Raw genomic sequence first — 24,997 nt, 5'->3', positions numbered from 1 at the left:
CTGTTCCAACACATTTCCCCTATCGCCTTATGAAACTCAATCCCCAACAACAAGCCGCTGTAAATTATTTGGGCGGGCCGCTTTTGGTTCTGGCCGGTGCAGGCAGCGGCAAAACCGGTGTGATTACGCAAAAAATCAAGCACTTGCTGGTTAACATCGGTTATGCCGGCCACCAGGTGGCAGCGATTACCTTTACCAACAAGGCGGCGAAGGAAATGCAGGAACGCGTGGCGAAAATGCTGCCCAAATCGAAAACGCGCGGGCTGACGATTTGTACCTTTCACTCTTTAGGCATGCGGATTTTGCGTGAAGAAGCGGCGCAAATCGGTTACAAGAAAACTTTTCCATCTTGGACGGTACCGACAGTGCCAAAATCATCGGGAGCTTTTGGGCGGAACGGGCAAAGAAGCCGTATTCAAAGCGCAACACCAAATCTCGCTGTGGAAAAACAACCTGCAAACGCCTGAAATCGCTTTTCAGACGGCCTCAAACGAATGGGAAAAGCAGACCGCGCAAATTTATGCCGGTTATCAAGCCACTTTTGAAAGCTATCAGGCCGTGGATTTTGACGACCTGATCCGCCTGCCCGCGCTTTTATTGCAGCAAAACAGCGAAGTGCGCCAAAAATGGCAGCTGCGTTTGCGTTATTTGTTGGTCGATGAATGCCAAGACACCAACACCTGCCAATTCACGCTGATGAAGCTGCTCACCGGCGCGGAAGGCATGTTCACCGCCGTGGGCGACGACGACCAGTCGATTTACGCCTGGCGCGGCGCCAACATGGAAAACCTGCGCCAAATGCAGCAGGATTATCCGCAAATGAAGGTGATCAAGCTTGAGCAAAATTACCGCTCCACCGCACGGATTTTGAAAATCGCCAACAAAGTGATTGAAAACAATCCGAAATTGTTCCAAAAAACCTTATGGTCGCAATTCGGCATGGGCGAAGTGGTGAAAGTGGTGGCGTGTCAAAACGAGCAGCATGAAGCCGAATGGGTGGTCAGCCAAATCGTGAAGCAAAAAGTGGTGGCGGGCGACAAAGCCAAATATGCCGATTTTGCCGTGCTTTATCGCGGCAACCATCAGGCACGTGTGTTTGAAGAAGCCCTACGCAGCGCGCGCGTGCCCTACCAGCTTTCCGGCGGACAAAGCTTTTTCGACAAAGCCGAGATTAAAGACGTATTGGCCTACATCCGCCTGATTGCCAATCCGGCCGACGACCCTGCATTTTTACGCGCCGTAACCACGCCCAAACGCGGCATCGGTGACGTGACGCTGGGCAAACTCAATACCTACGCTCACGAACACGAGTGCAGCCTATACGAAGCCGCCCAAACCGAAGCAGCCTTAGCCCTGCTCAACACCGCCAACCGCGAGCATTTGCAAGCATTTATGCACATGATGGAAGCCTACCGCAACCGTGCCGAAGTAGCCGAAGCCGGCGAACTCATCACCAGCCTGCTGGAAGAAATCGGCTATGAAAACCATCTGCTGCTTAGCGAAGAAGGCAAAGCCGGTGAAATCAAATGGCGCAACGTTAACGATTTGACTTCATGGCTGCAGCGCAAAGGCGATGAAGACGGCAAAAACATCATCGAAATCGCGCAAACCATCACGCTGATGACGCTTTTGGAAGGTAAAGGCGAAGAAGAAAACGACACAGTCAAACTCTCTACCCTGCACGCTTCCAAAGGCTTGGAATATCCTTATGTATTTTTGGTCGGATGCGAAGAGGGTATTTTGCCACACGCCGACAGCATCGAAGAAAGCAATGTCGAAGAAGAACGCCGCCTGATGTATGTCGGCATCACCCGCGCCAAACGCCAACTGACCCTAACCCACTGCATCAAGCGTAAACGGCAAGGCACATGGCAATTTCCCGAGCCGAGCCGGTTTATCGGCGAAATGCCGCAGGAAGATTTGAAAATTTTAGGCCGTCAAGGCGGCGAACCGATTGTCAGTAAAGAAGAAGGCAAAAGCCATTTGGCCAATTTGCGTGCGATGATTGCCGCAAAAAATAAGGGCGAACTTTGAGGCCGTCTGAAAATCTATTTTCAGAAGGCCTGAGACCTTTGCAAAACTCCCTGAAAAGCCACTGTACAAAGAACCGACGTCATTCCTGCGCAGGCGGGAATCCATCTTAAAATTTTAGAAACTTATTTTATTCAATAGCTTACCATGATCGAAAATGGACTCCCGCTTATGCGGAAATGACGGTTGTTTTGGTTTTTATGGGTGATTTATGAGGTTTTGCAAAGGTCTCGGCCTTTAAATATAAGGGTGTGTGGCGATAGCCGCGCACGCGGTAGCAAAAATTCAAATAACGCGTGCGTGCCCAAGGGCACACACATCTTTAAAATCCTTCTGAATATTATTAACCAATTGGATATATTGCCACCTATTGATTTTTAGTCGAATTAGGTCTTTTCTCTCTTCAACTTCTCCTATAGATAAAATTTTTACATTTAAGAAAGAAGTTTCATGCCAAAGAGAAGGGCGAGAAATAAGCCTATGTCTATAATCTCCCCAACCAATACTCAAATAAGAGTCTAAACTATAGTTTTGGCAATAGCTTTTATATTCTAAAAATCCATTCCAATCATATACATAATTTTTTATTGGAACCAATATATCTGAATGCCAACCATCACTTGAAATAATAATTTCATTATTTTGATTATTATGCTGTTCAGCTTCAATTTTTTATTATCAAATATAGTAATAAGATTTTCATAACTACCGGAAAATGGCCTGAACATAAACCAAGACAAAATTACCAACATTATCAATACTATTTTTTGTTTACGTTTTCTTAAACTCACTCCGCCCCAAACAACAACCCTTCCTTAATCCCCGAATCTTATCCCTTAACACCGCCGCTTCTTCAAACTGCAAATCCCTCGCCGCCTGCTGCATTTGTTTCTCCAACCGCGCGATTTCTTTAATTGCGTCTTCTTCGGTGTGGATTTCGCCCACTTTCACTTTGCCCTTGCCTTTCAGACGGCCTTTGCCGCTGCCTGCGTCGTCGTGGTACACGCCGTCGATAATGTCTTTTACTTTTTTATTGATCTGCTGCGGCACGATGCCGTGTTCTTGGTTGAATTTCATCTGTTTTTCGCGGCGGCGTTCGGTTTCGTCGATGGCGGCTTTCATCGAATCGGTGATTTTGTCGGCGTAGAGTATGGCGACGCCGTTTACGTTGCGGGCGGCGCGGCCTATGGTTTGGATCAGGCTTCGGTGGCTGCGCAGAAAGCCTTCTTTGTCGGCATCGAGTATGGCCACCAGCGATACTTCGGGGATATCCAAACCTTCGCGCAGAAGGTTGATGCCGACGAGTACGTCAAAGAGGCCGAGGCGCAAATCGCGGATGATTTCGACGCGCTCGACGGTGTCGATGTCGCTGTGCAGATAGCGTACTTTTACGCCCAGTTCGCTGTAATAATCGGTGAGCTGTTCAGCCATGTGTTTGGTGAGCGTGGTAACGAGCACGCGCTCGCCTTTGCCGATGCGCTCGTTGATTTCGCTTAATAAATCGTCCACTTGGGTGGCGACGGGCGGATGATGATTTGCGGGTCGACCAAGCCGGTGGGGCGGACGACTTGCTCGACCACTTGGCCGGCGTGCTCTTCTTCGTATTTGGCGGGGTGGCGGAAACGAAGATGGTTTGCGGCATGATTTTTTCAAATTCGTGGAATTTGAGCGGGCGGTTGTCGCGCGCGGAAGGCAGGCGGAAGCCGTAGTCGACCAGGTTTTGTTTGCGGCTGGCGTCGCCTTTATACATACCGCCGATTTGGGTAACGGTAACGTGGCTTTCGTCGATAAACATGATGGCGTTATCGGGCAGGTAATCCATCAGGGTAGGCGGCGGTTCGCCTTCTTTTTTGCCGGAAAAGTGGCGCGAGTAGTTTTCGATGCCTTTGCAGAAGCCCATTTCATAAAGCATTTCGAGGTCGAAGCGGGTGCGCTGCTCGATGCGTTGGGTTTCTACGGGGCGGTTTTCTTGGGTGAAAAAAGCGATACGTTCGCGCAGTTCTTCTTTAATCGATTCGCAGGCGCGCAAAACGGTGTCGCGCGGGGTAACGTAGTGGCTGCTGGGGAACACGGTGTAGCGGCCGACGCGTTGCAGGCTGCCGCCGGTGAGCGGGTCGAAGAGGTCGAGGCGGTCGATTTCGTCGTCAAACAGGCTGATGCGCAGGGCGTTGTCGGAGCTTTCAGCGGGGTAAACGTCGATTACGTCGCCGCGCACGCGGAACGAGCCGCGCTTGAAATCCATTTCGCCGCGCTCGTATTGCATGGAAACGAGGGTGGAAATGATGTCGCGCTGGCTAAGCGTGTCGCCTTCTTTTACCGACAGCACCATTTGTTGGTATTCGGTGGGGTCGCCGATGCCGTAAATGGCGGAAACGGTGGCAACGATAATCACGTCGTTGCGCGTCATCAGGTTTTTGGTGGCGGAAAGCCGCATCTGCTCGATGTGTTCGTTAATCGCCGAATCTTTTTCGATAAACAGATCGCGGCTGGGCACATAGGCCTCGGGCTGGTAGTAGTCGTAGTAAGACACGAAATATTCCACCGCGTTTTCGGGGAAAAACTCGCGCATCTCGGCATAAAGCTGCGCCGCCAGCGTTTTGTTGTGCGCCATGATGATGGCGGGTCGGCCGCTCTGCGCAATCACGTTGGCCATGGTATAGGTTTTGCCGGAGCCGGTTACGCCAAGCAGGGTTTGGTAAGATAAGCCGTCTTCCAAACCTTCGAGCAGGGCGGCGATGGCGGTGGGCTGGTCGCCGGCGGGCGGGAAGGGCTGGTGCAGTTTGAAAGGGGAATTTTCGTATTGGATGACTTGCATTTCAGACGGCCTCGGCATATTTTGAGAACGCATCATTATAGCAAAAAGGCCGTCTGAATAATGCTCGAAATTAAGGACAAAAGGCAACGGATATTAATCAATTAACCATAAAATTCCCTTATTGTTTGCCAAGTGATTGGCGCGGTTGCAGCAGCCGGCGTATTGTATTGCATCGCTTCAGGCAAAGCAGGTTTTGACGCGGCGGCTTCAGGCTTCGTATTATCGAACGACGAAGAATAATTTTAACGGGGCGATGCCCGTGGTTATCACCCATACAGCCGCATGAAAGTGCGGCTGTATTTTTTTCAGACGGCCTATTACAATAGCGGCTGATATTCTCCGATAAACAGAAAGCAGATATGCAAACCTTATCCTTCCAAGCAAACATCGCCGAGCGCATGCTCATCGGCACTGAAAACGAAACCATCCACCCTGATGCGCAATTTATCGAAACGGCCAACGGCTATTGGATTGCTTGGCACGAAGGCCTCGCCGCCCTCTTAGCGCCCGATACCCCGCCCGATATTCCGTGTTTCTGGGTAGAAGGTGCCGACAGCTTGGACGAACTGGTGGCTTTGGTCGAAAACGGTGAATTTAACGAAGTGGAAGAATTTGACGGCGACGACGATGCTTGGCACGAGGCAGTGGTCGGTTACGGCAGCCATGACCACGATGACCATTGCGGGTGCCCAAAGTGATGAAACTCAATACCCTGATTTTGCCGCTCATCGTATCGTTTGCCTTGAGCGGTTGCGTAGTAGGTGCGGCTGCCGATTTAGCAGCCACTACTGTTCTGACAGCTGGAAAATTGGCAGTCAAAGGCACTGGCGCATTGATTGACGCGGCCATCCCCGATGGTGATGACGACGATAAAAAAGAACAGAAAAAATCGCGCAAAGAAAAGCGGAAAGAAAAAGTTGCCGAGCAGCCGGCTTATCGCCAGCCGCAAAGCAGCCCTTATCCTTATCAGTCGAATACACCGACTGTTTACCAAACAAACCATCCGGCACAAACCGCACCACAGCCACGCTACATCACCATTGATGAATACGGCAATACCCGCGAAACAACGGCACCTTATGCTATTCAGCAGCCAAGCTATACGGTTGAGCAGGAATATTAATTCGCGATAATTGAGATAGGCAAGCTTTCGAGCAGCGCACAGCAAAGAAATGTGCCCCAAATAGGGATTTTGCAAAGGCCTCAGCCTTTTGATTTTATAGATAAACGCGTTCCATCTTATAACATAATATTCTGATTATCATATAAAAAAGCCGCCTGAAATCAGTTTCAGACAGCCTTGGTTGATCATCTATCAATCAGCATTAAGCGGCAAAGCGTTTCGCCACTTCATCCCAATTTACGATTTCCCAGAAACCTTTCAGGTAGTTAGGACGGCTGTTGCGGTAGTCGATGTAGTAAGCATGTTCCCAAACGTCGCAAGTCAGTAATGGGGTGTTTTCAGTGGTCAGCGGCGTAGCTGCGTTAGAAGTCGATACCAAATCCAACTCACCCGCAGGGGTTTTCACCAACCAAGCCCAGCCCGAACCAAACGTACCGGCTGCGCAAGCGTTGAATGCCTCTTGGAATGCTTCAAAGCTGCCCCACTTGGCATCAATGGCCGCAGCCAATTCGCCTACAGGCTTTTGTCGGCCTTTAGGTGTGAAGCCCAGCCAGTAGAAAGTGTGGTTCCAAGTTTGGGCTGCGTTGTTAAACACGCCGCCTGAAGATTTTTTCACGATTTCTTCCAAAGGCATTTCTTCAAATTCAGTGCCTTTGATTTGGTTGTTCAGATTGGTGATGTAGGTTTGATGGTGTTTGCCGTAGTGGTATTCCAGCGTTTCTTTAGACAAATGTGGCTCCAGAGCGTCCAAAGCGTATGGCAATTCAGGCAGTTTGTGTTCCATATTGATACTCCTATTTATTGATATATGAATTATCTTTTGGTCGTGTGTATTACCCTTTACAAGGTAACGTCCCTTATTCTACCCGTCTCGGCTTTAAAAAACCAATTAAACTTATACTACGATATAATAGCAGTCTCTTATTCAAAGCACTTTTTGGGGATAAAACGCCATGAACGATTATCTTGACATGCCGTCTGAAGACCGCGAAGTCACGGCTTTGGCCTTGCCGCCGCATTCGATGGAAGCCGAGCAATCGGTTTTGGGCGGCCTGCTGTTGGAAAACGCAGCATGGGACAGAATCGCAGATGTTGTCACCGGCGAAGACTTCTATCGTCACGAGCACCGCCTGATTTTCCGCGCCATCGCCATGCTGGTGAACGAAAGCCGCCCGGCCGACGTCATTACCGTGCAGGAAGCCTTAGAACGCAATGACGAACTGGAAGCAGCAGGCGGCTTCAATTACCTGATTACTTTGGCGCAAAACACCCCTTCTGCCGCCAATATCCGCCGCTACGCCGAAATCGTGCGCGAACGCTCCATCATGCGCCAATTGGCCGAAGTAGGTACCGAAATCGCCCGCAGCGCTTATAATCCCCAAGGCCGTACCGCCGACCAGCTTTTAGACGAAGCTGAAAACAAAGTGTTCCAAATCGCTGAAAGCACCGCCAAATCCAAGCAAGGCTTTTTAAGTATGCCTGATGTGTTGGACGAAGTGGTTGCCAAAATCGACATGCTCTATTCGCGTGAGAATCCCGAAGAAGTTACCGGCATTTCCACCGGTTTTATCGATTTGGACAAAAAAACTTCCGGCCTGCAACCGGGCGATCTGATTATCGTCGCCGGCCGCCCGTCTATGGGTAAAACCGCATTTTCCATCAATATTGCCGAACACGTTGCCGTGGAAGCACAATTACCCGTTGCCGTCTTTTCGATGGAAATGGGCGCCGCGCAATTGGTGATGCGCGTATTAAGCTCCGTCGGCCGCGTCGATCAACAGGTTTTAAAAACCGGCAACCTGCAAGACCAGCATTGGCTTAATTTCAACGAAGCTGTGATTAAGCTTACCAACGCGCCGATGTATATCGACGAAACGCCTGGTTTGACCGCACTTGAGCTGCGCGCCCGCGCCCGCCGCTTAGCGCGCCAGTTTAACGGCAAACTGGGCTTGATTGTGATCGACTACCTGCAATTGATGTCCGGCTCCGGCCGATCCGACAACCGCGCATCCGAATTGGGCGAAATCTCCCGCTCGCTCAAAGCCTTGGCCAAAGAATTGCAAGTGCCTGTGATTGCACTGTCGCAGCTGAGCCGTACCGTCGAGCAACGCACCGACAAACGCCCGATGATGTCCGACTTGCGTGAATCCGGTGCCATCGAGCAGGATGCCGACTTGATTATGTTTATGTATCGCGACGAATACTACAACCCTGAATCGCCACTTAAAGGCTTGGCAGAATGTATTATCGGCAAACACCGTAATGGTCCGACAGGCAAAGTCCACCTGACTTGGATGGGGCAATTCACCAAATTTGACAACGCTGCCTATGTTCCCGAATCCGCATTGATGGAAGATTGAGACAGATTCTCCCGCCAAACTAAGCGTTTTTCATATTTTATTAGGCAATGCTTGGCAATATCGTTTAGAATGAAATACGCGTAACACGCATATAAACAAATATAAAATATAAAACCAAGCATTACCAACATTACCGATAAACTTCCGCCAAACTTACCGATACTCATGCACGCCAAACAAAAAGGTTTTACCCTTATCGAACTGCTGGTCGTGATTGCCATCATCGCAATCATGGCCGTCATCGCCCTTCCCAATATGAGCCAATGGATCGCATCGCGCCGCGTAGCCAGCAATGCGGAACAAATCGCCAATCTACTGCGCTTCGCCCGCAGCGAAGCCGTTCGCCTGAATCTTCCGGTTTATGTTTGTCCGGTTCAAATTAAAAAAGACGGCAAATCTAATGGTAGCTGTAACACAAGTTTCGGCAATCAAGGTTTGATGGCTTTTGCCGATTCGGATAAAAACAACCAATATGAACGCGCCAACGATATTCAATTGCGTGCCATCATCTTAAACAGCAAAGACAACGATCGCGTAAACCATAACTATTATGTCTACCCTTTTAGCGGCAGCAAAACGACCGATAGCACCGCGCGCTGGACTTTCCTACCTAACGGTAACTTTGTGCGTTGGAATAATTCACCTTCTGCGACAGATACTTTTCCTACACCTAGTGGTTACACTCAAATTATCTTAACCGATGCCCGCGCAAAGAGTGACGATGATAAAAAAAACCGCTCCAAAGTAGTGTTTATCGACGGCAGCGGGCGTGTAGAAATCTGCGCCAAATCCGACTCGCGTGATATTTGCCAATATTCCGAAAAATAACAATGATGAAAACAACGACATTACTCTTTTCTTCTCAGCAGCAAGGCCGTCTGAAAGTCAATCAACAAGGTATGACTTTGATTGAAGTCTTGATTTCCATGTTTGTTTTGGCCATCGGCATTCTTGCCTTACTCTCTGTACAGTTGCGTGCCGTTTCCAGCGTTCGTGAGGGCGAAACGCAAACCATCGTTTCTCAAATTACACAGAATTTAATTGAAGGCATGTTAATTAATCCGGTTTTATCGGCAGAAACAGATAGTTCAGGCGCAGAAACTGGACGAACGCTGAAATCTTATGACCATTACCTTACCAGCCCTAGTAAAAAAGTAAATGGAACATACAAAAGTAATGAGAAAATGACTAAGCAAGAGCTTGCAAATGCACAAATTGCATCATTTTCAACTGCTATATCGAATGCGCTTCCAGATGCACAACTTCACTTTGCCATTTGTCGAGATAATTCCGGTAATGAACCTACTTATGAAAGCTCATTCGATGCGAAATGTAGCGGTAATGGTGATACCGTCGTTAAAGTACTATGGCTAATCGATGCTGAAGAAGAACAAAACAACAGTGAGCTAAAAAGCTCAGGAAACTTTATTGTTTATACTCATCAGTCACGCGTTACGGAATAACAATGAAAAATAAACGCCCTACTTTTACTCACCCACCTAAAATGCAAGGCTTCAGCCTGATTGAATTTTTAGTCGCCAGCGCATTAAGCATGATTGTTCTAATGGCAGTTACTTCAACTTATTTTACTGCTCGCAATCTGAATAATGCAGCGACTTCACGTTTAAGCATTCAGCAAGACTTACGTAGCGCCGCTACTTTACTGAGCCGTGATGCGCGCATGGCGGGCAGCTTTGGTTGTTTCAATATGGCTAACTATGCAGATAGCACAGTCGTAGCTGATGATTCCAATGCATCTTTTTCCTTAAGCAACAATATCGTCAACGATAAAATGGTTCCGATTTCACAAGCTGAGGTGAATTATTCAGGTTTTTCTCCTGCCACTGCTAATAATGCATTAATCTTCCAATACGGAATAGATGCAACTGGCAGCAATGCCAATATCGCCAGTAGCTGTAACAGCATAGCTAAAAATAGCAGTATTACCGACTTAACGACTGCAAAATCAGCTTTAAAAATTACCAATAATGAAACGAATGGCGCTATTTCAACATTGCAACATGTCGTTTCTGCTTATGCTGTGGGTTCTTTTAATAATCAAACAGGCCTCTATCGTTTCCAACTGAATCATGAAACTGGCAACTGGGGTGATCCACAGCTTTTAATGAAAGATGTTCAATCAATGAATATCAATTATTTTTATATAGATAATACCGACAATTGCCGTAATCTGGCTGCTTCTACCACCAGCCAAGAAACCTTTACACGTGAAGATACCTTACGGACAAATACAACTTCCTCTACGGATGGAACTACCCCCGCATTGATTCAAATACAATTGGGTACCGACAATGCCACTGCCTATAATATTGAAGCTTCAGTAAGAGGAGGCAACGTATGCGAAAATCACGCCATTTAAATAATTTTGCACCCCAGCCTTCCCAGCATGGTTATGCTCTTTTCATCGTATTGATGATTATGATCGTTATTGCTCTTCTGGTAGTAACGGCTGTGCAATCATACAATACTGAACAACGAATCAGCACAAATGAGGCCGATAGAAAGTTAGCGCTTAGTTTAGCTGAAGCAGCTTTACAAAAAGGCGAAAATAAAATTTTAGAGTTTGATGATAAAAAAGTTACTTTTAAAGCTAATTGTCTCGGTATGATTGGTGACGAAGAAACACAAGGGCTCTGTGCAACACCCGATGCTGTGGTTCCAACAGAAAGCAGCAATGCGATAGAAGTAGAAAGCTCGACAGGCAATGCATGGGAACGCATGGCCGACAAAAAACTGTATATTGACGAAAACGGCCAACCCGTCGATGATATTCAAGCTGAAAATGTCAGCAAAACACCTGTGTATATCATAGAATACATCAGCACTAATCCTTCTCAAGGCAGCACCATTTACCGTGTTACTGCCAAAGCATGGGGTAAAAACAATAATACTGTCGTTATGCTTCAGTCTTACGTAGCGAATGAATAATATGAGAAATAATCAAGGCTTTACCTTAATTGAATTGATGATTGCCGTTGCCATTATCGGTATTTTGGCAACCATTGCCCTGCCTTCTTACAATCGTTATATTGAAAGAGGGTATTTAACTCAAGCCCATACAGATTTGATCGGTGTAAATAACCAAATTAAAACCAAACTGGTTAAAAACCCGTCATTGGATCTCTCAGCAGAACTAGCGGCTTTTAAAGACGACCCCAAAAGTTATGGCGTTGATGATGAATTAGTTAAGCGATATGAATTTGATGGAAGCTTGGAAGATAAAGGTAAAAGCCGCCGTTACAATCTTTCAGCCAGCCCTACATATAGTGGCTATACATTATCAGTTCGAATGGATAGCTTAGGTAATGCTGAAAAATGTAAGCAGCCTGACTTTTCTGATTGCGAGGCTATTTCAAATAAAAAATAATAAATAAACACTAAAGGCCGTCTGAAATAATTTCAGACGGCCTAATTTCACAATTTTCACTTCTCAAACTCCCTATTTAGCTAACTTATCCATTGAATTACCTTTGTTTGAAAAGCTCAATAAATCCTATCAAAATCAAAGAATAAAACCAGTAAACAATAAAAAGCCCGCAAATCAATGCGGGCTTTTTTTATTTTAAAATCTTAGCGTTTTTTACCGGTCACGGCAGCAACAGCCAAGTTTTCATCACGTTTCAGAGAAACGCTTTCAACGCCTTCTGGGAATTTGATGTCTGACAAGTGCAAAATGTCACCAGCCACAACAGAAGCGCAATCCAACTCCAAGAATGCAGGAATATCTTTAGGCAAAGCGTAAACTTCTACTGAAGTGTTCAACAAAGAAACACGGCCACCTTGCAATTTGATTGCTTGAGAGTTTTCAGCGTTAACCACGTGCAATGGTACACGGATGCGGATTTTTTGATCAGCTTTAACAGCTTGGAAGTCGATGTGTTGAACTTGTTGACGGAATGGGTGCATTTGGAAATCACGAACGATAACGTCTTGGGTTTTACCGTCCAAGGTCAATTTAATCAAAGCGGTGTGGAAAGATTCTTTTTCCAACGCGTAGTACATGGTTTTGTGGTCTACTGCAATTGCCACAGCATCTTGGCCTTCACCGTACAAGATAGCAGGAATCTGACCTTCGCGACGCAGGCGGCGGCTCGCACCAGTGCCTTGATCTTCACGAACAGTAGCTTGAATTTCGTATGACATAATAAAATACTCCAATTAGATTAAAAATATCGTCATCGGCCGCGACCAGCTTAAGACGATTGAGCTTATGGCAGCAAAATGCCGCCAAAGGTTGTGGTCACTTCTTCATTGAAAAGATAGGACACAGATTCTTCATTGCTGATACGGCGAACCGTTTCAGCCAACAAGCCGGCAATAGTTACTTGACGGATGCGATCGCAATTTTTCGCTGCTTCCGACAAAGGAATAGTATCGGTTACCACCACCTGATCAATATCAGATGATGAAATACGCTCTACGGCAGCGCCGGAGAATACTGGATGCGTTGCATAAGCCAACACACGCTCAGCACCGCGCTCTTTCAACGCAGAGGCTGCTTTACATAAGGTATTGGCGGTATCAATCATATCGTCAATAATCAAACAAGTACGGCCTTGGATATCACCAATAATGTTCATTACTTCGGCAACATTGGCTTTGGGGCGGCGTTTATCGATAATCGCCAAGTCCACATTCAACGCTTTGGCTACTGCACGGGCACGCACCACACCACCGATATCAGGGCTGACAACAGTCAGGTTTTCGATGCGTTGCTGAGCAATATCATTCAGCAAAACCGGCGTAGCATAAATATTGTCAACTGGAATATCAAAAAAGCCCTGAATTTGGTCGGCATGTAAATCGACGGTCAACACACGGTCGATCCCGGCTGAATACAGCATATTGGCAACCAATTTAGCCGAAATCGGCACACGGACCGAACGCGGACGGCGGTCTTGGCGTGCATAGCCGAAATAAGGAATGGCGGCAGTAATACGACCGGCAGATGCACGTTTCAAAGCATCAGCCATGGTTAGAATTTCCATCAGATTGTCATTGGTTGGCGCACAAGTAGGCTGCAAAATGAAGACATCGCGACCGCGTACATTTTCCAATAATTCAATGGCAACTTCACCATCAGAGAATTTGCTTACATTCGCCTCGCCCAAGGAAATATCCAGGTGATTCACAACACGTTGGGCTAAATCGGGATTGGCATTACCGGTAAATACCATCAAACTATCATATGCGGCCATATCATTTTCACCTGATTTTGTATTCAAACATTGCTCAGAAAACATCTTGCTTTCCTCTGCGTCTGCACCTTGACGTTAAGGTTAATATTATACGCACAATAGCGCGTAAACCCAAGAATTCAGCAGATAAATTCGTCAATTTACAACATAAAAAAAGCGTGTAAGAAAACTTACACGCTTTTATTTGGCTGGGGAGGAAGGATTCGAACCTTCGCATGCTGGAATCAAAATCCAGTGTCTTAACCGCTTGACGACTCCCCAACAAAGTGTGGGTGGCTGGGGAGGAAGGATTCGAACCTTCGCATGCTGGAATCAAAATCCAGTGTCTTAACCGCTTGACGACTCCCCAACAAAGTGTGGGTGGCTGGGGAGGAAGGATTCGAACCTTCGCATGCTGGAATCAAAATCCAGTGTCTTAACCGCTTGACGACTCCCCAACTGGCTCACTTAATACATGAAATAAAGGATGAACAGCTAAGCCTTCAACACAATATGCTTCATATATTTTAGAAACTTGTCGGTATATGTTTTCTGCTTCTTGCTGATGCCGACAGGGTACAAACACACACGCACCGGAACCGGTCATTAATGCCTTACCATGCTTCGACATCACAAGATAAGCTTCCCAAACTTCAGGATATTCCTGAAACACCACCGCCTGCATATCATTGCGAAACGGCTCTAATGCTTGGAAAGCAGGGATTATGCTTGGTTTGGAATCGCGTGTCAAGTGCGGATGGGAAAAAATTTTGCCGGTCGCCACATGCACATCAGGCTTCACAATAACATACCATTGTTTTGGCACATCTATTTCGATTAATTTCTCACCGACACCGTGCGCAAATGCACTGCGCCCGAAGATAAAAAACGGCACATCCGCACCCAATGTGACGCCCAAATCAATCAGCTCTTGTTCGCTTAGCCCGCATTGCCATAATCGGTTCAAAGCCAGCAGAACTGTTGCCGCATCTGAGCTGCCGCCGCCCAATCCACCACCCATCGGAATCTTTTTTTCCAACCAAATATCCACACCACCGACAGATTGGGTATATTTTTTTAAGGCAGCAGCAGCACGATAGGCCAAATCCTGCTCTTGCGTCACCCTTCGACAGGCGTATGCAGCACAATCCGGCCATCATCGCGCAAGGCCAGATAAACGGTATCATACAAACTAATGAGACAAAAAATACTTTCCAATTCGTGATAACCGTCTGCTCGGCGACCAGTAATGCGCAAATCCAAGTTTAATTTAGCCGGCGCCAAAAATGCTTGCGCATGCTGCGGAATATTCATACGGCCTCCTTAGCCACGGGCGGAGCATTGTTGCTGCTCAGTCGGCTCCGGCTGGGTATTCATTTCATCAAACACCAGCCGCACGCTTAATTTTGTGCTTTCCAATAACAATACGCGCGCTTGGCCGGCCTGATTGAGCGTTCGGCTGATGGTCCAATCGAATTGCTGCAAACGGCCGTCTGAAAGCAATTGATATGGCGCATCGGCGACACGTTTACCATTCGCCCAAATGTGCAGATATTGCACCGGCAGTTCATAACCCAACAGCTGCCGGCTTAATTGTGCGGCAGTTTGCGCGTGATAGATCTGCCCTTTATTGTCAACTGCCAATACCCCTTGCTTATCTTGACACAATTGGCCGACCGTATTGCCCAACGGCGTATTCACGTTGATGGTTTGCACTTGATTCTGATACGCCCAATCAAAATTGGCATATGAGCCTTTGCCGTCCATTTTTACCGCCAAACGGCCTTCTGCGGTAAAGTCGCTTGTATTATCCGCTTGCAGCCAACCGTTTTGCTGCGGCATATTGGGTTGGGCACACGCTGCCAATACTAAGGCTGCCAAAGTAGAAACATATAATTTGAACTTCATTATTACTCCGAATTGCTTCAGTCAGGCCGTCTGAAAACGAATTACATTTTTCAGACGGCCTCGTATTATTTTGCTTTAGGTTTTGCTTTGTGCACAGGCTGCGCATTCGGTACCGCCACACCAAAGCGTTTCATGGTTGCTTTTAACAAGGCTTGGTCACCCTCTTGTTGCAAACCGTCCTGCCAAATTTGTTTGGCTTGCTCTTGCTGCCCCAGTTGCCACAACACTTCGCCCAAGTGCGATGCCACTTCCGCATCAGGATGCTCGCGATAAGCGTATTCCAAATACGGCAATGCCGCTGGCGCATCACCCTTCAGGTAATAAGCCCAGCCCAAGCTATCGTTAATCGCAGCAGATTCCGGCTCTAAATGATAGGCCGTCTGAATCAGTTTAAACGCCTCATCGAAATATTGTTTACCGTTAGGCATAATCAATAAAGTGTAACCCAATGCATTCATGCCGCTGGCGCTATTGGGATTCAAATCGTTATAGCGGCGCAAATCGGTAATGGCTTTTTCATGCTGGCCTAATTTTTCGTAAACCATCGCCCGCTGATACAGAACATCCGACAAACGCTCGGCGGCTTCCGGCTGTCTGGCGGCTTTGGCCATCATCTGATTTAGTTCTACCAACGCGGTTTGCGGTTTATCGCTTTGCACTAAGGCAAACAGATAAACACGCTGCAATTCCGCCGCACCAAAAAATCTGCCTTGCTGCTCAGGCAGCTTTTCTGCGCGGCGGGCTTCGGTTAAAGCCGCGGCCATATTGCCTTCTTCTGCTGCAATCGAAGCTTTCAACACCGCCTTATCAAACGCATATTCCGGCGCGCTGATTTTATTCACCCATTTTTTGGCATCGGCGTAATTTTTTACATCAGCATAACGCATGGCACCGATAATCCCCGCACGCCCTTGTTGCTCGCGCGTGCCGGTGTTGTAGGCTTTTTCCAAATAATTTTCGGTAACCGAAATGTCTTCTTTACGACTGGCCGACAATAAGGCCGCCTGAATATACAAATCCGCGTTCGGATTGACTGCCAATAATTGCTGCAGACGCGCATAGGCTTTATCCGGCTGCTGCGACGCAATCAAGCTGCTGATTTCCAGCTCCTGCCACACCGGCGACAATTCGGCGGTATTGGTTTCTTCAAAAAATCGGTTGAGCATTTTCGGCTGACGTTGTGCCACCAGACGCATGGTCAATAAAGTCGGTGGCAGAATTTCTGCGTCCAAATTAGCCAAACGCTGCATGGCTTCTACCGCATGGCGTTCATCACCTTCTTGCGCACTGAAAATCACATCCGCAATCGCCGCCTCCGGCATATCGGGATATTTTTTCGCCGCTTTATGCACTTCGCTGCCCACTTTTTCCGCCAAGCCTTGCTGCTGCACCGCCGCTTGCGCCAAGAGTAGGAAAATGCGCTGTGTTTGTTCTTCAGATGCATTTTGCAGCACATCACCCAAGCCGCTTAATTTTTGGTCGGCATTACCCATAAGCAAGTTACGTACCCAAGCCATTCGTTTTTGCGCGGCACTTGGCACCGGCTCAATTTCACGCCACTTCTGATAAATCATTTCAGCTTGCTCAAACGCATTGAGCGACACCGCCATTTCCAAGGCGCGCTCGGCGACTTCCGGAGATTTGGTACGGTTGAGCGACGCCATATACGTCGCCAGCGCTACACCGGCCTCACCTTTTTGCAGCGCCATCTCACCGCTTAATAAGGTAAACACGGTATTGGTCCGATCAATTACGGCCATGTGGCGCTGGCGCTCCAACTCACGCCCTTCAGGCGTGTAGCGGCTTTTTTTCTGAATCAGTTCTTTTATTTCTTTGGCCGCTTTCGGCTGGATTTTGATTTCGTTGGCGGCATAACTTTCGGCCGCAAACAACATCATTACCGCAGCAGCAACGGCGCGGAGACTGGAAGGGGCAAAAAACATAATCATTCCTTTACATCGCCGACTGTGTTCAGACGGCCTTCAGTTCAGGCATAACTTTATCACAAGCCGTCTGATTTGTAGATTTAAGCAACGGTAAACCTAATGTAATATAATCGTGTAAACACTTTACGGACACCTCCCATGACCCAACTGCTTTCCGATTTCCTGCTGCACGCACACGAATTCGACAGCCGCGCGCAAAACCTGCGCAACTGTTTTCTCAATCCGGTCGAATGCAAAGTGGCGGCGGTTTTGTTGGCAGTGGTCAAAAAAGACCACCAATGGCAGATATTGTTTACCCGTCGCTCCGGCTCTCTGAGTCACCATACCGGACAAATTGCTCTGGCCGGCGGCCGCTACGAGCCGCAAGATCTCAACTTAACCCAAACCGCCTTGCGCGAAACACACGAAGAAGTTGGCATTCTGCCGCAAGCTTGGCAAACTTTCCCGGCTCTGCCGCCTTATTACACGCCATCGGGTTATGAAGTACATCCCATTCCGGCTCTTTCCACCGGCGATCTGTGCATTCAAACCAATCCGGACGAAGTGGCTGAAGTGTTTTATGTGCCTTTTGATTTTGTGATGAATCTTCAATATTACGAAATGCGGCCGCTGCAATATCAAGGCCAAACCATTGCCACGCCCACCCTGCCTTTTCAGCATTACGACATCTGGGGCTTAACCGCCATGATTCTTTACGGCTTAGCCGAACGCTATCAGCAATATTGCGAAGCCGTCTGAAAACATACTTTCAGACGGCCTGAGATTTCATTATCAAAACAACGAATCAAATAAAGAATCCGAGCGTTTAGACAGCTTGGCATTTTGTCCGGCCAAATTATTGGCATAGACCCAGCCTTCGACAATATTGTTCTGCGCCCATGAACGGCAGCCTTGGCCACGCTCGTAATGCTCCGGATAACACACATCGCCTTGAAATTCGGCATATACCCAATTTTTCGCCGTGCGCGTGTTCGGCTTAATTTGGATATTTTGATTGGCTGGCAAGGCGGAAATCACGCCGCATTCGGTTGATGAACAAGCACGCATATTAATGTCTTCGTTGCCGATTTTACCGGCGACATAACCCATTACTTGTTGCGCTTCGCTTAACTCGACGGCTTCTTCTGCGCGACGAAAGCCCAACCAGGCAAGCCAAACAATAACCAAGAATAAGCCACCGCCAATCAAATAATGCCGAATCCGCCAATGAGGCGAGGCCGTCTGAATACTTGTTTGTTCAGACAGCTTATTAACCGTTTTATTTTGCCAAACTTCACCTGTGCGCAAATCTTGTGCCGAAATCAGATTTTTCCCGACGCATTGGCGGATAACTTGCGCCGCTTCTTCAACCGAGCAGGCGAAAAATTCACGGCCGCCGTTGACCCTCATACCACTTAATTGCGCATGCACTTCGTGCTCGACTTGCGGATAGTGATGGCAGCATACCTGATACGCCACTTCAAACGGATAAGCCACTCCGGTACCATACAACTCACGCGCCCGCTCTTGCGGCAGGTTTTTGGTAAAGCCGATTTTAATCAGCCCGGGCATACCCTGATTGGTTAACACATACACCCAACCTTGTTTCAAAACTGTGTCCTTCTTATTCTTATTGCGATAATGTTTATTAAAAGGCGCTAAGACCTTTGCAAAACCGCTATCTGCGGCGCATTTCTGCGTTGTGCGCTGCTCGCTCGCTTGCCTATTTATTTGATATGTCCGCACCCGCTGCGCTGCTACGCCTTGAACTGCATCCACATCCGACGGTTTTGCAAAGGTCTGAGGCCGTCTGAAAAGAATACAAACCTTTTCAGACGGCCTCGAAAAGACATTATTGCGTCTTCTATCATTCTTCACTTGAAGCGTTTTCGCCTTCAATTGGTGCAGCAACGTTATCCAGCGCTTCACCTTCTTCAGCCGCTTCCACTTCCGGCTCTTCCGCCACACGTTCCAAGCTGACCAAAGTTTCGCCTTCGTCCAGATTAATCAGGCGTACACCGGCAGCCGCGCGGCCGGTTTCACGGATTTGCTCAACTTTGGTGCGGATGAGCACGCCACCGCTGGTAATCAGCATCAAATCATCGCACTCTTCCACCAAGGTTGCGGCCACCAAATCGCCGTTGCGCTCACCGGTATTGATGGCGATATTGCCTTGGCCGCCTTTGTTTTTACGGCTGTAATCGGCGATCGGCGTGCGTTTGCCGTAGCCATTGGCGGTGGCGGTCAATACTTGCAGCGCGCTTTGTTCGCATTCCGGCGAGAAGGTAATCAGACTGACAATTTTACCGTCCGCCGGCAAACGCATACCACGCAAACCGCCACTGCCGCGCCCGGAAGGGCGCACACCGTGTTTGCCGCTTGGTAAGGCGTTTTCATTGTCACTTTCTGCGGCTTCGTCATCGAGGCCGTCTGAAACGTCGTTTTCATTATCAATATCGGCATCTTCGCCTTCATCACCGCCGATACGTTCCCAATATTCGTTAAAGCGGATAGCTTTACCCAAATTAGAAAACAGCATGATGTCGTCCGCACCGCTGGTTTGCGCTGCGCCGACCAAGTAATCGCCTTCTTTCAAAGCAATTGCTTTAATACCTTGGCTGCGCACGTTTTTAAACGCCGACAACTGCACTTTTTTCACCATGCCTTGCGCAGTGGCGAAGAATACATATTGGTCTTCAGGGAATTCGCGTACTGCCAAAATCGCGCTGACTTTTTCGCCTTCTTCCAACTGAATCACATTGTTAATCGGGCGGCCACGGCTGTTGCGTCCACCTTCCGGTAGTTTGTACACTTTAATCCAGTGGCATTTACCGAGGTTGGTGAAACACATCAAATAATCGTGGGTATTGGCAACAAATAAAGATTCGATAAAATCTTCTTCTTTGGTGGCTGCTGCCTGTTTGCCGCGCCCGCCGCGGCGTTGCGCCTGATAATCGGTGGTGGGCTGGGTTTTGATGTAGCCGCCGTGGGTGAGCGTCACCACCATTTCACGCTGCGGAATCAAATCTTCATCGGCAATGTCGCCACCAAACGGATTGATTTCACTGCGTCGCTCATCACCGAAATTGGCACGGGTATCTTCCAATTCTTCGCGGATAATTTGTGTGATACGCTCAGGCTTGGCCAAAATATCCAAGAAATCAATAATTTTTGCCATAATCGCTTTATAGTCGGCCACGATTTCTTCTTGATCCAGACCGGTCAGGTTACGCAAACTCATACGCAAAATGGCATCGGCCTGCAACTCGCTCAAATAATAGCCTTGACCTTGCAAACCTAAATTTTCCGGCAAACCTTCGGGACGCGCAATGCGCAAATCCAAATCGGTGCGGCCGAGCATGTCTTCTACCAAACCACTGCGCCAAGCGCGTGCCAACAATTTTTCTTTGGCTTCCGGCGCATCAGCCGATTCTTTAATCAACTGAATCATCTCGTCGATATTTGACAAAGCCACCGCTTTACCTTCGGCGATGTGGCCTTCGTGACGCGCTTTTTTCAGGCGGAACAGGGTGCGGCGCGTAACCACTTCGCGGCGATGGCGGATAAACTCGCTCAAAATTTGCTTAAGGTTCAGCAAACGTGGCTGGCCATCCACCAAAGCTACCATATTGATACCGAAGCTGTCTTGCAACTGGGTGAGCTTATACAGCTGATTTAAAACGACTTCTGAATTTTCATTGCGTTTTAACTCAATCACCACGCGCATACCGGATTTATCCGATTCGTCACGCAGGTCGGAAATGCCTTCCAAGGTTTTTTCGCGCACCAAATCACCGATTTTCTCAACCAATTTGGCTTTGTTGACTTGATACGGAATCTCGTCAATCACAATCGCTTCGCGTTCGCCGTTTTTACCGATCGGCTCGATGTGCGTTTTACCGCGCATCACCACACGGCCGCGGCCGGTTTTATAGCCTTCACGCACACCGCTGATACCGTAAATAGTCGCACCGGTAGGGAAATCGGGGGCTTTAATGATGTCGATTAAAGTATCGATGTCGGTGTCAGGTTCATCCAATAAGTGCAGACAGGCGTTAATCGTATCCGTCAGGTTATGCGGCGGAATATTGGTCGCCATACCCACGGCAATACCCGAAGAGCCGTTCACCAGCAAAGCCGGGAAACGGGTCGGCAACACCAGCGGCTCATGCTCGCTGCCATCATAGTTGGGACCGAAATCAACCGTTTCTTCTTCAATATCGGCCAGCATTTCATGGGCAATTTTCGCCATACGGATTTCAGTATAACGCATGGCCGCCGCACCGTCGCCGTCTACCGAGCCAAAGTTACCCTGGCCGTCAACCAACATATAGCGCATAGAGAAATCCTGCGCCATACGCACGATGGTGTCGTAAACCGCACTGTCGCCGTGTGGATGGTATTTACCGATGACGTCGCCAACGATACGGGCGGATTTCTTATAGGAAGCATTCCAATTGTTTTTTAATTCGTGCATAGCATAAAGCACACGGCGGTGAACCGGCTTCAGGCCGTCGCGTACATCTGGCAGCGCGCGCCCTACAATCACGCTCATGGCATAATCGAGGTAGCTTTTGCGCATTTCGTCTTCAAGGCTTACCGGGATGGTTTCGAGTGCAAACTTATGGTCGTTGCGGACTGTTGCGTCTGTCATGATTCCTAGCATTTCTTATAGCAATAATTACGCCTGATTTTACCACAAAACTGCGTCACCGCCCAAAAACAAGTAATCATTTTGACAACAGGTCTCCTGAACCTGAAAATGCATTCAAACGGCTGTTGATTCAAGACAAAAGCAAGAGCATACAATACAGTAAAAGGCTGCGTCCAAGAATAAAGTTATACAAATTGTCTAAAAATTTACGAAAAATCCGAAAACTGTTAATTCAAACACAAAAATTAGACAAAATTGGTTGCTTTTCCAAGTTAATAAGTCTAAGATTCCCCACATTCCACTCACTACCACCCATTCATATCATATATCATTAAAGAACACACCATGAGCGCACAAACTCTCTACGACAAACTTTGGAACAGTCACATCGTACGCGAAGAAGAAGACGGCACTGTTCTGCTTTACATCGACCGCCATTTGGTACACGAAGTTACCAGCCCGCAAGCTTTTGAAGGCTTAAAAATGGCCGGCCGCAAATTGTGGCGCATCGACAGCGTGGTTTCCACCGCCGACCACAACACCCCGACAGGCGATTGGGACAAAGGCATTCAAGATCCGATTTCCAAATTGCAAGTCGATACCTTAGACAAAAACATCAAAGAATTTGGTGCATTGGCTTACTTTCCGTTTATGGATAAAGGCCAAGGCATTGTCCATGTGATGGGACCCGAACAAGGCGCTACCCTGCCTGGTATGACTGTGGTGTGTGGCGATTCGCACACTTCTACCCACGGTGCATTCGGCGCATTAGCACACGGTATCGGTACGTCTGAAGTCGAACACACCATGGCAACCCAGTGCATTACCGCCAAAAAATCCAAATCGATGCTGATTGAAGTATCAGGCCGTCTGAAACCGGGCGTGACCGCCAAAGATGTGGCTTTATATATCATCGGCCAAATTGGCACTGCCGGTGGCACAGGCTATGCAATTGAATTCAACGGTGAAGCCATTCACAGCCTTTCAATGGAAGGCCGCATGACATTGTGCAACATGGCCATTGAAGCCGGTGCTCGCTCAGGCATGGTATCGGTTGACCAAACCACCATCGATTACGTCAAAGACAAACCATTCGCACCAAAAGGCGAAGCATGGGATAAAGCCGTCGAATACTGGCGCACATTGGTTTCCGATGAAGGCGCAGAATTCGATAAAGTATTCCGTTTTAAAGCCGAAGACATCGAACCGCAAGTCACCTGGGGTACCTCACCGGAAATGGTATCGGACATCAACGGCAAAGTACCGAATCCTGCCAACGAGGCCGACCCGGTGAAACGCAGCGGCATGGAACGCGCTTTGGAATACATGGGTTTGGAAGCCGATACGCCATTAAATGAAATTCCGGTTGACATCGTATTCATCGGTTCTTGCACCAACAGCCGCATCGAAGACTTGCGCGAAGCCGCTGCCGTGGCCAAAGGCCGCAAAAAAGCCGATAACGTTCAGCGCGTGTTGATTGTGCCGGGTTCAGGCTTGGTAAAAGCGCAAGCCGAAGAAGAAGGTTTGGACAAAATTTTTATTGATGCCGGTTTTGAATGGCGCGAACCGGGTTGCTCGATGTGCTTGGCCATGAATGCCGACCGTTTAGAGCCGCAACAGCGCTGCGCTTCCACTTCCAACCGTAACTTTGAAGGCCGACAAGGCAACGGCGGTCGTACACATTTGGTCAGCCCGGCTATGGCCGCCGCAGCTGCGGTGAACGGCCGATTTGTGGATGTGCGCAGCTTATAAAATGCTTTTGTAATAGTACCTTAATATTTAAAGATATTTAAATATTCATATGTTCGCATTAGCTATTGCCATTTATAAAGATGGTGGATATTATAGAAGTACAGCAAAACAGGCTGTACTTTTCAAACCATAAGGAGCTTCATATGAAAAAATTTGCCCTGATCGCTTTGACCGCCATGACACTTTTGTCTGCTTGTAACACTATTTCAGGTGCAGGCAAAGATGTAAAAGCAGCCGGTAATGCAGTCAGCAATTCTGCTGAATCTGTAAAAAGCTACTAATCATTAGCTCAACTTCTACAACAGGAAATTCAATATGAAAAAATTTGCATTGATCGCTTTAACTGCCATGACTTTGCTGTCTGCTTGTAACACTATTTCAGGCGCGGGCAAAGATGTGAAAGCTGCCGGTAACGCAGTCAGCAATACCGCAGAAGAAGTAAAAAGCTACTAATCACCAGCTTCATGAATAAGCGTAAATGCCCCGTGAGTCGGGGCATTTTATAATCTTAAATAAAAAGTACAGACCATGAAAGCATTTACCAAAATTACTGCCCTCGTTGCCCCGCTTGACCGCAGCAACGTCGATACCGATGCCATTATCCCGAAACAATTTTTAAAATCCATCAAACGCAGCGGCTTCGGCCCTAATGCCTTTGACGAATGGCGCTATCTTGACCACGGTGAACCGGGCATGGATAACAGCAAACGCCCGCTTAATCCTGATTTTTCACTCAACCAACCACGCTATCAAGGCGCACAAATTTTGCTTACCCGCAAAAACTTCGGTTGCGGTTCATCACGCGAACACGCGCCGTGGGCATTAGACGACTACGGTTTCCGCGCCGTCATCTCCCCCTCGTTTGCCGACATTTTCTTCAACAATTGTTACAAAAACGGCTTATTGCCGATCGTCTTGACTGAAGAGCAAGTCGACCAATTGTTTAAAGAAGTCGAAGCACAAGAAGGCTATTCGCTCGATATCGACTTGGAAGCGCAAACCGTTACCACGCCAAGCGGCGACGTGTTCACTTTCGACATCACCGAACACCGCAAACACTGCCTGCTCAACGGCTTAGACGAAATTGGCTTAACGCTGCAACACGCCGATGAAATCAAAGCCTTTGAAGAAAAACGCAAAGCCGCGCAACCTTGGTTATATCACTAAACACAAATAAATCGGGTAAACATGCATAAACTAGTGTTTACCCGACTTGCGGATTAGTGCGTAT

At 47.9% G+C, this 24,997-nt stretch carries 22 protein-coding genes, 3 tRNA genes and 3 pseudogenes; 15 read left to right on the top strand and 13 right to left on the bottom strand.

What is annotated here, in order from left to right; genetic code table 11:
• Positions 1-29 precede the first annotated feature (29 nt).
• Positions 30-2,034 (top strand): annotated as a pseudogene (gene rep / locus CGZ65_RS04595) (DNA helicase Rep).
• A 282-nt stretch (positions 2,035-2,316) separates the two neighbouring features.
• Here the strand turns inward: rep and CGZ65_RS15090 are convergent.
• The gene (locus tag CGZ65_RS15090) at positions 2,317-2,658 is read right to left on the bottom strand and encodes a DUF2459 domain-containing protein (RefSeq protein ID WP_415906976.1); all 342 of its coding nucleotides are present in this window, start codon (positions 2,656-2,658) and stop codon (positions 2,317-2,319) included.
• 160 nt (positions 2,659-2,818) lie between these two features.
• A pseudogene (gene uvrB / locus CGZ65_RS04580) lies at positions 2,819-4,846 on the bottom strand (excinuclease ABC subunit UvrB).
• A 359-nt stretch (positions 4,847-5,205) separates the two neighbouring features.
• On the opposite strand from uvrB, the gene CGZ65_RS04570 reads away from it, so the two are divergent.
• Positions 5,206-5,544 (top strand): general secretion pathway protein GspG, encoded by a 339-nt coding sequence (locus CGZ65_RS04570; RefSeq protein WP_096294989.1) that lies wholly within the window; start codon positions 5,206-5,208, stop codon positions 5,542-5,544.
• Positions 5,544-5,969, top strand: coding sequence for an NF038104 family lipoprotein (locus CGZ65_RS14885; protein WP_198345342.1), 426 nt, complete (start codon positions 5,544-5,546; stop codon positions 5,967-5,969). The genes CGZ65_RS04570 and CGZ65_RS14885 overlap by 1 nt, the downstream gene beginning before the upstream one ends.
• A 202-nt stretch (positions 5,970-6,171) precedes the next feature.
• Here the strand turns inward: CGZ65_RS14885 and CGZ65_RS04560 are convergent, their stop codons facing one another.
• The gene (locus CGZ65_RS04560) at positions 6,172-6,753 is read right to left on the bottom strand and encodes a superoxide dismutase (RefSeq protein ID WP_096294988.1); all 582 of its coding nucleotides are present in this window, start codon (positions 6,751-6,753) and stop codon (positions 6,172-6,174) included.
• Between the two features lie 169 nt (positions 6,754-6,922).
• Here CGZ65_RS04560 and dnaB point away from each other — a divergent pair, with 169 nt between their 5' ends.
• From dnaB to CGZ65_RS04530, 6 genes are all read left to right on the top strand, one after another.
• Complete coding sequence (gene dnaB, locus CGZ65_RS04555) at positions 6,923-8,329, top strand: replicative DNA helicase (protein ID WP_096294987.1); 1,407 nt, start codon at positions 6,923-6,925, stop codon at positions 8,327-8,329.
• 165 nt (positions 8,330-8,494) lie between these two features.
• Positions 8,495-9,157 carry a GspH/FimT family pseudopilin gene (locus tag CGZ65_RS04550; protein WP_096294986.1) on the top strand — a complete coding sequence of 221 codons (663 nt, stop codon included), beginning with the start codon at positions 8,495-8,497 and terminating at the stop codon, positions 9,155-9,157.
• A gap of 2 nt (positions 9,158-9,159) precedes the next feature.
• A complete protein-coding gene (gene pilV / locus CGZ65_RS04545; protein WP_378595442.1) occupies positions 9,160-9,792 on the top strand; it encodes a type IV pilus modification protein PilV in 633 nt (210 codons plus the stop codon).
• A 2-nt stretch (positions 9,793-9,794) separates the two neighbouring features.
• Entirely contained in the window at positions 9,795-10,709 is a 915-nt protein-coding gene (locus CGZ65_RS04540) for a PilW family protein (protein ID WP_198345341.1), read from the top strand.
• On the top strand, positions 10,688-11,278 hold the full coding sequence (locus CGZ65_RS04535) for a pilus assembly PilX family protein (protein ID WP_096294985.1): 591 nt from the start codon (positions 10,688-10,690) through the stop codon (positions 11,276-11,278). The genes CGZ65_RS04540 and CGZ65_RS04535 overlap by 22 nt, the downstream gene beginning before the upstream one ends.
• 1 nt (position 11,279) lies before the next feature.
• Positions 11,280-11,717 carry a type IV pilin protein gene (locus tag CGZ65_RS04530; protein WP_158608754.1) on the top strand — a complete coding sequence of 146 codons (438 nt, stop codon included), beginning with the start codon at positions 11,280-11,282 and terminating at the stop codon, positions 11,715-11,717.
• A 203-nt stretch (positions 11,718-11,920) separates the two neighbouring features.
• On the opposite strand, the gene CGZ65_RS04525 is transcribed toward CGZ65_RS04530, so the two are convergent.
• The 8 genes and pseudogenes from CGZ65_RS04525 to CGZ65_RS04490 form a co-directional block, all read right to left on the bottom strand.
• On the bottom strand, positions 11,921-12,493 hold the full coding sequence (locus CGZ65_RS04525) for a 50S ribosomal protein L25/general stress protein Ctc (protein ID WP_096294983.1): 573 nt from the start codon (positions 12,491-12,493) through the stop codon (positions 11,921-11,923).
• A gap of 65 nt (positions 12,494-12,558) precedes the next feature.
• A complete protein-coding gene (locus tag CGZ65_RS04520; protein WP_096296094.1) occupies positions 12,559-13,548 on the bottom strand; it encodes a ribose-phosphate pyrophosphokinase in 990 nt (329 codons plus the stop codon).
• A gap of 185 nt (positions 13,549-13,733) precedes the next feature.
• Positions 13,734-13,809, bottom strand: a tRNA-Gln gene (locus CGZ65_RS04515).
• 12 nt (positions 13,810-13,821) lie between these two features.
• A tRNA-Gln gene (locus CGZ65_RS04510) sits at positions 13,822-13,897 on the bottom strand.
• 12 nt (positions 13,898-13,909) lie between these two features.
• Positions 13,910-13,985, bottom strand: a tRNA-Gln gene (locus CGZ65_RS04505).
• Positions 13,964-14,841, bottom strand: a pseudogene (ispE, locus tag CGZ65_RS04500) (4-(cytidine 5'-diphospho)-2-C-methyl-D-erythritol kinase). The gene CGZ65_RS04505 and the pseudogene ispE overlap by 22 nt, the downstream one beginning before the upstream one ends.
• A 9-nt stretch (positions 14,842-14,850) precedes the next feature.
• A complete protein-coding gene (gene lolB / locus CGZ65_RS04495; protein WP_096294982.1) occupies positions 14,851-15,435 on the bottom strand; it encodes a lipoprotein insertase outer membrane protein LolB in 585 nt (194 codons plus the stop codon).
• A 65-nt stretch (positions 15,436-15,500) separates the two neighbouring features.
• A complete protein-coding gene (locus CGZ65_RS04490; RefSeq protein WP_096294981.1) occupies positions 15,501-17,378 on the bottom strand; it encodes a tetratricopeptide repeat protein in 1,878 nt (625 codons plus the stop codon).
• 141 nt (positions 17,379-17,519) lie between these two features.
• Between CGZ65_RS04490 and CGZ65_RS04485 the strand changes: the two genes are divergently transcribed.
• Positions 17,520-18,119: an NUDIX hydrolase gene (locus tag CGZ65_RS04485; RefSeq protein ID WP_096294980.1), complete on the top strand. Its 600-nt coding sequence runs from the start codon at positions 17,520-17,522 to the stop codon at positions 18,117-18,119.
• 33 nt (positions 18,120-18,152) lie between these two features.
• Here CGZ65_RS04485 and CGZ65_RS04480 read toward each other — a convergent pair whose 3' ends face one another.
• Positions 18,153-18,971: a GIY-YIG nuclease family protein gene (locus CGZ65_RS04480; RefSeq protein ID WP_096294979.1), complete on the bottom strand. Its 819-nt coding sequence runs from the start codon at positions 18,969-18,971 to the stop codon at positions 18,153-18,155.
• Positions 18,972-19,027: 56 nt separating this feature from the next.
• Here CGZ65_RS04480 and CGZ65_RS13855 point away from each other — a divergent pair, with 56 nt between their 5' ends.
• The gene (locus CGZ65_RS13855; RefSeq protein WP_096294978.1) at positions 19,028-19,174 is read left to right on the top strand and encodes a lipoprotein signal peptidase; all 147 of its coding nucleotides are present in this window, start codon (positions 19,028-19,030) and stop codon (positions 19,172-19,174) included.
• A 53-nt stretch (positions 19,175-19,227) separates the two neighbouring features.
• On the opposite strand, the gene gyrA is transcribed toward CGZ65_RS13855, so the two are convergent.
• Positions 19,228-22,014 carry a DNA gyrase subunit A gene (gene gyrA / locus CGZ65_RS04470; RefSeq protein WP_096294977.1) on the bottom strand — a complete coding sequence of 929 codons (2,787 nt, stop codon included), beginning with the start codon at positions 22,012-22,014 and terminating at the stop codon, positions 19,228-19,230.
• A 345-nt stretch (positions 22,015-22,359) separates the two neighbouring features.
• On the opposite strand from gyrA, the gene leuC reads away from it, so the two are divergent.
• The 4 genes from leuC (at position 22,360) to leuD (ending at position 24,933) form a co-directional block, all read left to right on the top strand.
• Positions 22,360-23,766 (top strand): 3-isopropylmalate dehydratase large subunit, encoded by a 1,407-nt coding sequence (leuC, locus tag CGZ65_RS04465; RefSeq protein ID WP_096294976.1) that lies wholly within the window; start codon positions 22,360-22,362, stop codon positions 23,764-23,766.
• A 143-nt stretch (positions 23,767-23,909) separates the two neighbouring features.
• Entirely contained in the window at positions 23,910-24,047 is a 138-nt protein-coding gene (locus CGZ65_RS04460; protein WP_095503413.1) for an entericidin A/B family lipoprotein, read from the top strand.
• Between the two features lie 34 nt (positions 24,048-24,081).
• Complete coding sequence (locus CGZ65_RS04455) at positions 24,082-24,219, top strand: entericidin A/B family lipoprotein (protein ID WP_095503412.1); 138 nt, start codon at positions 24,082-24,084, stop codon at positions 24,217-24,219.
• 75 nt (positions 24,220-24,294) lie between these two features.
• The gene (gene leuD, locus CGZ65_RS04450; protein WP_096294975.1) at positions 24,295-24,933 is read left to right on the top strand and encodes a 3-isopropylmalate dehydratase small subunit; all 639 of its coding nucleotides are present in this window, start codon (positions 24,295-24,297) and stop codon (positions 24,931-24,933) included.
• Positions 24,934-24,997 lie beyond the last annotated feature (64 nt).

Origin of the sequence: Neisseria weixii (assembly GCF_002327085.1) — a bacterium.
GTDB lineage: Bacteria > Pseudomonadota > Gammaproteobacteria > Burkholderiales > Neisseriaceae > Neisseria > Neisseria weixii.
Note: the sequence above shows the minus strand (reverse complement) of the source record. Positions and strands in the feature narration are given on the sequence as shown.